Source organism: Pseudoalteromonas sp. TAE56 (assembly GCF_000497955.1).
Taxonomy (GTDB): Bacteria; Pseudomonadota; Gammaproteobacteria; order Enterobacterales; family Alteromonadaceae; genus Pseudoalteromonas.
In genome coordinates, this window is the sequence record NZ_AUTN01000038.1 from 1 (window position 1) to 7794 (window position 7794).

Annotated in this window: 10 protein-coding genes and 1 pseudogene; 7 read left to right on the forward strand and 4 right to left on the reverse strand. The window is 38.3% G+C overall.

Annotated elements, in window-relative coordinates; translation table 11 throughout:
• Positions 1-1691, reverse strand: a 1691-nt coding sequence (locus tag L656_RS0101330; RefSeq protein WP_024597901.1) for a TonB-dependent receptor, incomplete at its 3' end; no start/stop codon positions are given.
• Positions 1692-2290: 599 nt separating this feature from the next.
• Between L656_RS0101330 and L656_RS0101340 the strand changes: the two genes are divergently transcribed.
• The 7 genes from L656_RS0101340 (at position 2291) to L656_RS0101370 (ending at position 6739) form a co-directional block, all read left to right on the forward strand.
• On the forward strand, positions 2291-2962 hold the full coding sequence (locus L656_RS0101340; protein ID WP_024597902.1) for a hypothetical protein: 672 nt from the start codon (positions 2291-2293) through the stop codon (positions 2960-2962).
• 3 nt (positions 2963-2965) lie between these two features.
• Complete coding sequence (locus L656_RS0101345) at positions 2966-3640, forward strand: Crp/Fnr family transcriptional regulator (protein WP_024597903.1); 675 nt, start codon at positions 2966-2968, stop codon at positions 3638-3640.
• Between the two features lie 71 nt (positions 3641-3711).
• On the forward strand, positions 3712-4119 hold the full coding sequence (locus L656_RS0101350) for a hypothetical protein (protein ID WP_024597904.1): 408 nt from the start codon (positions 3712-3714) through the stop codon (positions 4117-4119).
• A gap of 84 nt (positions 4120-4203) precedes the next feature.
• On the forward strand, positions 4204-4707 hold the full coding sequence (locus L656_RS0101355; RefSeq protein ID WP_024597905.1) for an Mpo1 family 2-hydroxy fatty acid dioxygenase: 504 nt from the start codon (positions 4204-4206) through the stop codon (positions 4705-4707).
• Between the two features lie 60 nt (positions 4708-4767).
• Positions 4768-5559 carry an SDR family oxidoreductase gene (locus L656_RS0101360; protein ID WP_024597906.1) on the forward strand — a complete coding sequence of 264 codons (792 nt, stop codon included), beginning with the start codon at positions 4768-4770 and terminating at the stop codon, positions 5557-5559.
• 61 nt (positions 5560-5620) lie between these two features.
• Complete coding sequence (locus tag L656_RS0101365; RefSeq protein ID WP_024597907.1) at positions 5621-6214, forward strand: DUF2238 domain-containing protein; 594 nt, start codon at positions 5621-5623, stop codon at positions 6212-6214.
• Positions 6215-6295: 81 nt separating this feature from the next.
• Positions 6296-6739 carry a GNAT family N-acetyltransferase gene (locus L656_RS0101370; protein ID WP_024597908.1) on the forward strand — a complete coding sequence of 148 codons (444 nt, stop codon included), beginning with the start codon at positions 6296-6298 and terminating at the stop codon, positions 6737-6739.
• A 108-nt stretch (positions 6740-6847) separates the two neighbouring features.
• Here L656_RS0101370 and L656_RS0101375 read toward each other — a convergent pair whose 3' ends face one another.
• The 3 genes and pseudogenes from L656_RS0101375 to L656_RS1000000122945 all read right to left on the reverse strand — a co-directional run.
• A complete protein-coding gene (locus tag L656_RS0101375; protein WP_024597909.1) occupies positions 6848-7186 on the reverse strand; it encodes a hypothetical protein in 339 nt (112 codons plus the stop codon).
• 43 nt (positions 7187-7229) lie between these two features.
• Positions 7230-7373 carry a DUF3465 domain-containing protein gene (locus L656_RS1000000123685; RefSeq protein ID WP_232007048.1) on the reverse strand — a complete coding sequence of 48 codons (144 nt, stop codon included), beginning with the start codon at positions 7371-7373 and terminating at the stop codon, positions 7230-7232.
• A gap of 126 nt (positions 7374-7499) precedes the next feature.
• Positions 7500-7643 (reverse strand): annotated as a pseudogene (locus L656_RS1000000122945) (transposase); the annotation flags it as partial.
• Positions 7644-7794 lie beyond the last annotated feature (151 nt).

Genomic DNA, 7794 nt, shown 5'->3' on the forward strand with positions numbered 1-7794 from the left:
TTAAATCCGTATTCTTCACCTGCCCAGTAACCAATTTGCGATGCGCTGCCGGTATAACCTTGGTTGTACGAACCCGATGTATCGTAGTCGTCAAACTCAGCTAAAAAGTTTGTTGGGTTTAGGTAGCCATCAGGTAGTTCGCCTGGGTTTTCTATACCCCAGTTACCCATTGTATTACGTGTAAGTGATTGCAGTGAATGGCTTTCCATAGAGCGAGACTCTATACCAAAGTCAATTGCGCCGTTTTCAATTTCGTATTTACCATGGATTCTAAATTCTGTGATTTCAGACTCTTGGCGAGCAAAGTTAGAATCTAAAATAGACGTACCCACATCAGAGGCATCTAACGTGTTATTACAATTTAGGTTGTCTCGGCGACAATCATCAAAATCGATACTCATTGATGGCAGTTCGCGGCTAAAATCAACTTCTTGTGCGTTAACTACGTTTGCGCCCAAGCCTGCGTTTACCCAGCTGCCGTAAGGTGCATCTGGTTTGCTAGTGGCTTTTGAATTGTGCGCATCAAACATAAAACTCAATTCTGAATTGAAATAGTATTCAACGTTTAAGCCAATAGAGTCGTTTTGATTAACTTGGTTTAGCTCTTGAAACGCTAAGCCTAAATCGCGTGTTTGCTGATCGCGACGTTCTTCTCGGTAATAAATAGGGGTTTTTACCGTGTTATCGTCAAACGTTAGCGCGCTTTTGTAGTTATCCATCCATATTGATTGCTCAGCACGGGCTTCGAATAAATCTTGCTTAGAATACGTGTAATCAAGCGTGGCTGTTAAATCGTCAATTGGGCTGTATTGCAGCGTTAATTGCGCGTTTGTACGCGTACGTTCTCTGTCGGCAATGGTGTAGCGCAAATCTGATGGCATTGAATAAAGCTGACCAACAGCGGGTGCATTAGTTAAAACAATATCGTCTGCTGCTTGTGGGATTGTGCCGTCAAAAGCAGATGTATTCCATTGATTTACAAACGCACCTGTTGATGAGCTATCGCGCTGTTGCATGCTGGCAGTTAACGAGGCGCCAAATTTAGCTTCACTGTCGGTCCAGCTAATTAAGCCCGAAAGCTCTGGTGTTATGTCATCACCAACGCGGTTTGTTGAATCGTGTAATGCTTTTACGCCAATGCTTGAAACAAAGCCTGGATTATCAAGTGGGCGAGCGGTATTAATATTAATTGTTGCGCCAATACCACCTGATGCAATACTTGCTTTACCCGTTTTATATACTTCAACCGATTTAACGCTGTCAGACGCTAAGTTTGCAAAATCAAAAGCACGAGAGCTGGGTGTACCGCCGCCTGAAGGCAATGAAGCTGCCGGCATAGTACGTCCGTTTAGGGTTACCATATTGTAGTCGGGGCCAAAACCACGAACTGTTACTTTAGAGCCTTCACCATTTGAGCGATCAATCGACACCCCCGTAATACGCTGTAGCGACTCTGCTAAGTTGGTATCTGGAAATTTACCAATATCTTCAGCTGATATAGCATCTACAACGCCTGCAGCGTCGCGTTTTAAACGAGTAGACTCTTTAATACTACTTTTAAAACCAGTAACTTGAATTACTTCAACATCTGTATTTGCTTCTTGTGCATATACAGGTAAAGAGATTGATGCGCCTAAAATCAGAGATAGGCTGGTTGCTATCTTTGTTTTTCTTACAATATGGTTAGACATTCGGTTTCCCTCGCGCTTTTATCATTATTATTAACAGCTTGTATGGGGCTGTTATTGTGTAATTGTAAACATTGTCAAATGTATGGAAGCGCTTCCAGAAAAACCTATTTAATTTAGCTTTGTGGAAGCGCTTCCAGAAATGCTAGTTTAAATTTTAAATAGGGTCAACTATTGTTTTAATAAAATGAGACTAAATTGTTTTTAAAATGTGTGTTTTTTAGATTTAAATCATAAATTACAGTTGGTTATGAAAAGCCATTCAAAAACAGTGCTGTAACAACATTTTATTATAAGAAACTCGATTACTGATTCATTTAGTTATTTAAACACTTTATGGTGTTTTAATATCAGCTTTTACTACAGGCTAAAATTAATAGGTAGAGCGTTGGTGACTAAACCTAGGCACCTAAAACAGAGGGTGTCTCGTTTTACAAATTGGTCATTAAAAAATCAGAGATTGTTTAAAAAATCGTTAATTAAATCACTAAAAAGTAACGTAGTTTTTGCAGAAGATGGTTTAAAAATAAACTTATAAAGTATTACGCATAAGAGTGTTGCGGGTCTCTAGTTTTATCGCTATTTTAAAGGCTCTCTCATAGATGGATTTTATTATGCGCATTAAATTTTTAGCGAGCTTTTATTCTTTCTTCTTGTTTGCACTGTTTGGTTGTGACGACCAAAGTATGGCAATGCAAGATAGCCCTCAGCTAAATAATAATGCAAGTAACTTACCCACTAATAACAAAGTAAACACACCTCCTGTAGTTCAAAAAAACGAACCCGCTTTAGTCGTCGGTATGCTAGCTACGCACTGTAAAAGTAATGAAGCAGCCTACATTAACGCAAAAATGCATAAAGTTGTGCGCAACCCAGATGAAAATACAGCTTACAAGTTAGAGCCTACCGAGAAGGTACTTTCTGTTTGTGTTGCAAAAGATGACTCATCGCTTAGTTATCGATTTGGTCGTATTAATGACATAGGGCTTGAAAAAGAAGCTTCACCAGATACACCATTTGGTAGTTACTACAGGCAAATAGGGCGTATTGGCCAGAGTATTTTATTTTTTAGTAACGGCGAATATCATTATTATATTATTAACTCAGGCGGCATGGGTAGCGGTGTAACCGTTAATGTTTATAAAAACGATACATTAATTTCGGAGCTGTTTTCGGGTAATGATCCTTACGATGACTTTGTTATAGCAACCGATTTAAATTTCCCTAAAAAATTGGTTATCGAAAAACAGCCATTTAATAAGCAAATGCAGTAAATAATGACTCCACAGCAGCAAAACGTTATAGAGCAAGGGCATTGGTTTAAAAGCCGCAGCGCTTATTTAAAAAGCTTTTTATTAACGCAGGGCAAAACGCTCTCGCTAAAGGCTCAGCAGTCATTATTTTTGCGAGGTGATAAGCACGATGGAATTTATGCAGTGCTTAGCGGCGTGGTGCGTATTAGTGGCGTAAGTAACGAAGGCAAAGAAGCCGTACTCAGTTTTATTGATTCATCACTGTGGTTTGGCGAAGTTACCTTGTTTGATGGTGGCCTGCGCACTCACGATGTATATGCACAAACTGATGTTGTGCTTTTTTACGTGCCCCAACGCGCGCTTGAACAGCTATTAAACGAACAGCCACAATATTGGCAAGAGTTTGGTTTATTGCTGGCACAAAAGTTACGCCTAATGTTTACCTCAATGGAAGATCACGCATTACTAAGCGCTGAGCAAAAAGTATGCAATCGACTTTTAATGCTTAGCGAACATACAGAGCACTTAACACCGCTTGTTTTATCTCAGCAGCAACTTGCTGATATGACCTACTTAACGCGCCAAACTATTAATCAAATACTGCAACAGCTTGTTAGCTTACAAGCTATTAGTTTGGGGTATCAACGCATAACTGTTTTAGATAAAAAAAAGTTACAGGCCCGTGCTACACAAGCTTAAATAGAGGCTGCTTTATTTAGTTGGAACCAAAATTGCTACATAACATGTAATGCAACAATGGATTTGAGCTAATGACTACAATAACCTTTAAAAATCAATATAGTAATTATAACTCTCCAACAGTAAATAAAGCGGCAGGTTTAAGCGAAGTTGCGGCAACTAATACCCTCCCTAATGAAAAACCAAATGATGTTAAAGGCATAAGCTCAACGCCTAAAGATCAAACGTTTTTAGAAAGTGCCCAAGAAGCGCTGGTGTATCAGCGCTTAGGTGTAAACAAAAACAAAATAGACGAGCTAAAAGCGACAATAGAAGAGCTCATTAAAGAACAGCAAAGTGAGGGCGCAGACCCTACCGCAATTGCTGATAAAATAGAGGAACTTCAAAAAATGCTCGAGCAAGAGTATCAAAAAGGGCGCGAGCGAACGGATATGAAAGGTGAGCATGAGCCGGGTAAAATAATTTCTGCATTTGTTTAATTTACAAAATGTCGGATACCTGACATTGTTGTTGTGTCTACTTTTGCTAAAGTAAGTTTTATATATAAAAATAAAGGCAAAACAATGAAAACACTTCAACAGCAGCTTGGTAAATATGGTTTGTATCATCGTTCTAAACGTAATGTACTAACGCATTTTTTTGGTATTCCGCTCATTGTATTTGCAGCCTTGTGTTTACTAGCACGTATTCAAATACCCCTTGGTAGTGTAGTAATTGATGGCGCACAACTTTTTGTATTAGCGTCGGTTGTTTATTATTTTATGCTGAGCTTTTCGCTTGGCTTTATTATGGCTGTGATATTCACTTTACTCCTTGTTGCTGCTCAGCCCATTGCGGCAATGGCGTTTTGGCCTTGGTTGAGTATTGGCGTAGGTGTATTTGTATTTGGTTGGGTATTACAGTTTATTGGGCACTATTACGAAGGTAAAAAACCGGCGTTTGTAGATGACCTAATTGGCTTAATTATTGGCCCTTTGTACGTAACTGTTGAACTACTATTTTTAATGGGTTTTTACAAAACATTAGAAGATGAAGTAAACGCAATAGCTGGCCCTACAAAGGCGTAAAATACTTTACTAAGTACCCTTATAAAACCTAATAAATAACAATAAAAGGGCAGATAACGCATGCAATATAATAATAAAACCGTGTGGATCACCGGCGCATCGTCAGGTATTGGTAAAGAGCTTGCTATACAATTTGCCGAGCTTGGAGCGCGTGTTATTTTATCGGCGCGCAATGTAAATAAACTCAACGACTTAAAAGCAACGCTTAAAGGCGAAGGGCACTTAGTTGTACCGCTTGATTTAGCCAAGCCAGAACACGTACTGAGCACAATAACAGCAAAAATGAGCGAGCTTCCTGCAATTGATATTTTAATTAATAACGGCGGGGTATCGCAGCGTAGCTTATTTTTAGAAAACGACTTTAACGTGTATCGCCAATTAATGGAGGTTAATTACTTTGGCTTAATTGCACTGACTAAAGCGGTATTGCCTTCTATGGTCGCAAGGCGCAGTGGCTCAATTGTGTCTATTAGTAGTGTGGCGGGTAAGGTAGGTTCAAAATTTAGAACAGGTTATTCGGGTTCTAAATATGCGGTTGTTGGTTTTATGGATTGCCTACGTGCAGAAGTAGCACAACATAACATTCATTGTTTAACAATTTGCCCTGGCTCTATTAAAACAGCAATTGCGCATAATTCACTAAACGAGCAAGGCATAGCGCAAAATAAACCAGAAGAATCGATAGAGAATGGCATGGATGTAAGCGTAGCTGCTACAAAAATGATTCGTGCCATAAGTAATAAAAAAGACGAAGTGATTATTGGCAAAGGTTTAAGTGGTTGGGCGCCTACAATTAAGCGCTTTTTTCCTACTTTGTTTAATCGCATTACTGCAAAAACAAACTATAGGTAGCGTCGTTTATTTCAAAGGCGTAAAATGCCGTAAATTTGATCAATTTAGAAAAGGATTCTAAATGAAGTATTTATGGTTGAGCCTGTTTTTTATTGTATTAATTTGGTCTGGTATTAACCCAAAAGATCAATTTACATGGCTGCTTGAAGTTATCCCCGCAATTATTGGTTTAGTGCTGCTAGCAAGTACCTATAGCCACTTTAAACTTACCCCTATTTTATACACTTTTATTTTAGCGCATTGTATTGTGCTGATGATTGGCGGGCATTACACCTACGCCGAAGTCCCTTTTTTCGATAACCTATTTGGTAGCGAGCGTAATAACTACGACAAAGTAGGGCACTTTTTTCAAGGGTTTGTACCTGCACTACTAGCACGCGAAATTTTACTACGCAAAAAGGTAGTAAATGGTCGAGGCTGGTTAATCACTTTTGTTATTTCGGTATGTTTAGCATTTAGCGCCTTTTACGAATTAATCGAGTGGTGGGTTGCAGTGTTAAGCGGCGAAAACGCAGACGCATTTTTAGGCACGCAAGGTTACGTGTGGGATACCCAATCAGATATGGGACTGGCGTTATTTGGGGCTATTTGCTCGTTGTTAATGCTTTCAAAAGTACACGACAAACAGCTTAAAAACGTTAAAGATTATTTATAGGCTATAGGAACGTTAAAGACTATTTATAGGAACGTTCTATAGAAATGTTTATAAAAAATTGGTAAAAAAGACTACTAACTTATGACAGTAAACATTAGTAACTACTCAATTAGCACAGACAAAAGTAAACTTAACTTTAACGTTATTTATAACTTTATTGCTAATAGCTATTGGGCCAAAGGCATTCCTAAAAGCGTGATGCAATCAGCTATTGATAACTCAATGTGCTTTGGTGTTTACAGCGCTCATAACGAACAAGTTGGCTTTGCCCGAGTAGTGACCGATAAAGCAACCTTCGCCTATTTAGCCGATGTATTTATTGCCCCGCACTTGCAAGGTAATGGGCTGAGTAAGTTACTTATTAAAACAATAGTAGAGCACCCTGAGCTGCAAGGGCTCAGGCGCTTTTTATTAGCGACTTCTGATGCGCATGGTCTTTATGCACAATACGGGTTTAAACCGATAGACAACCCCGCACTACTAATGCAAATAAATCCTGAGAATGTGTATGGTGATAGTAAGTAGAGAGTACTTTCTAAAGTGGGGTTATTATTTTTATGATTCACTATATAGCTAATTAGTAAGCTGTTTTTTGATGTTATAAACTTTTTGGCGGTAGATATTAATACTCTTTTAAATACGATATTTTTTCTTCATTGATAGAGCATAAGAAAGTACAAATAGAGCCACCCACCAAGCAGCAAATACCCACAATCCAGGCTTAAGTTCACACCATTCTTTAATGTTAATAACACCATATATAAACAAACCTAGAGAGATGAGTGGTAAAATAAATAAGGAGTAAAAAAGATATTTAATAAAGTTTGATAGAAGTTTTTGATACAGTTTATGCTCATTATCAGAGCGAAACTCGATCATTAAAAAAATACATTGTGAAGATATAAGCAAAAGTATTACTTGTAATAAACACCAGCCTAAAGCCGCCAAAATTGCGATCCATTGCATTGTCATTTTCGTTTTCCTTACCTTTTTACTTTAACAGATTGCTATAAAGCTATTGGTATATTTTACCTTTGTGTTTTAACCAACCACCAACATGATATCCGTTGGGATCTTTATGAGTCCAGTGTACTACGGCCACTTTTTTATTCCACTCATACTCTCTATAAAATTGAACATTATCACTTTTCGAAATCAATTTAATTTTTGGGGCTAGGTCAATGTTATGTGCGATTAAAATAGTAATGCTGAACTTAATTTAAGAATAAACTTTTGATGACGCCAGCCTTTATTATCGACGTTTAATATAGGAATCTTTTCGTCAACGACTGAGCATTAACGGATGAATATCAAGCGTCTTAGCAACCTCCTTTATCAAGACATCGTCTCGTAAGCTTAGTTCGACTGCTTTGATTTTGAAATTAACTGGGTAAAACCGTGTCTTTCTAGCTTGAGTATATCTAGGCATTTTAGTCTCCTCATAGTGATGAGGAGGTGTCCACTAAAACGGGTGAGGAGCACAGTCCTTTTGAGTGACTTGTATGGATAATAAACCCATAAATTAATTAATACTTTAACCAAGTTCGGGTAATGTGAGGCCCAAGCTTTGGCTGCAACCA

Excerpts from the sequence above, each read along its gene's own strand:
- L656_RS0101365 (WP_024597907.1), top strand. The coding sequence starts at position 5,621 with ATGAAGTATTTATGGTTGAGCCTGTTTTTTATTGTATTAATTTGGTCT.
- L656_RS0101345 (WP_024597903.1), top strand. The coding sequence starts at position 2,966 with ATGACTCCACAGCAGCAAAACGTTATAGAGCAAGGGCATTGGTTTAAA.
- L656_RS0101370 (WP_024597908.1), top strand. The coding sequence starts at position 6,296 with ATGACAGTAAACATTAGTAACTACTCAATTAGCACAGACAAAAGTAAA.
- L656_RS0101375 (WP_024597909.1), bottom strand. The coding sequence starts at position 7,186 with ATGACAATGCAATGGATCGCAATTTTGGCGGCTTTAGGCTGGTGTTTA.
- L656_RS0101355 (WP_024597905.1), top strand. The coding sequence starts at position 4,204 with ATGAAAACACTTCAACAGCAGCTTGGTAAATATGGTTTGTATCATCGT.
- L656_RS0101360 (WP_024597906.1), top strand. The coding sequence starts at position 4,768 with ATGCAATATAATAATAAAACCGTGTGGATCACCGGCGCATCGTCAGGT.
- L656_RS0101340 (WP_024597902.1), top strand. The coding sequence starts at position 2,291 with ATGGATTTTATTATGCGCATTAAATTTTTAGCGAGCTTTTATTCTTTC.
- L656_RS0101350 (WP_024597904.1), top strand. The coding sequence starts at position 3,712 with ATGACTACAATAACCTTTAAAAATCAATATAGTAATTATAACTCTCCA.